This is a genomic window from Streptomyces longisporoflavus (assembly GCF_014649775.1).
Classification (GTDB): domain Bacteria; phylum Actinomycetota; class Actinomycetes; order Streptomycetales; family Streptomycetaceae; genus Streptomyces; species Streptomyces longisporoflavus.
On sequence record NZ_BMTR01000164.1, the window covers coordinates 1 to 514 of the forward strand.

1 protein-coding gene is annotated in these 514 nt (G+C 69.8%); it reads left to right on the forward strand.

Annotation, left to right across the window (positions count from 1 at the left end; translation table 11 throughout):
• On the forward strand, positions 1-514 hold a 514-nt coding region (locus tag IE226_RS43860; RefSeq protein ID WP_190087115.1), incomplete at both ends, for a beta-ketoacyl synthase N-terminal-like domain-containing protein.

Consider the following 514-nt stretch of genomic DNA (forward strand, 5'->3'; position numbering starts at 1 on the left):
CTTCCTGGAGGGTGTCGCGGACTTCGACCCCGCCTTCTTCGGGATCTCCCCGCGCGAGGCGCTCGCGATGGACCCGCAGCAGCGGCTGCTCCTGGAAACCTCCTGGGAGGCCTTCGAGCGGGCCGGCATCGACCCCAACTCCCTGCGCGGCAGCCGGTCCGGTGTCTTCGTGGGCACCAACGGCCAGGACTACGGCACGTTGTTGATGGCTTCGCGTGAGAGCGTGGACGGATACGCGGGCACCGGTAACGCGGCAAGCGTCATCTCCGGGCGTCTTTCCTACACGTTCGGCCTTGAGGGCCCGGCCGTCACCATCGACACCGCGTGCTCCTCGTCGCTGGTGGCCCTGCACTGGGCCAGCCAGGCCCTGCACAAGGGTGAGTGCGAGCTGGCGCTGGTCGGTGGTGTGACGGTGATGTCCACGCCGGGTGCGTTCATCGAGTTCAGCCGGCAGCGCGGCCTCGCGGCGGACGGCCGTGTCAAGGCGTTCGCCGAGTCCGCCGACGGCACCGGC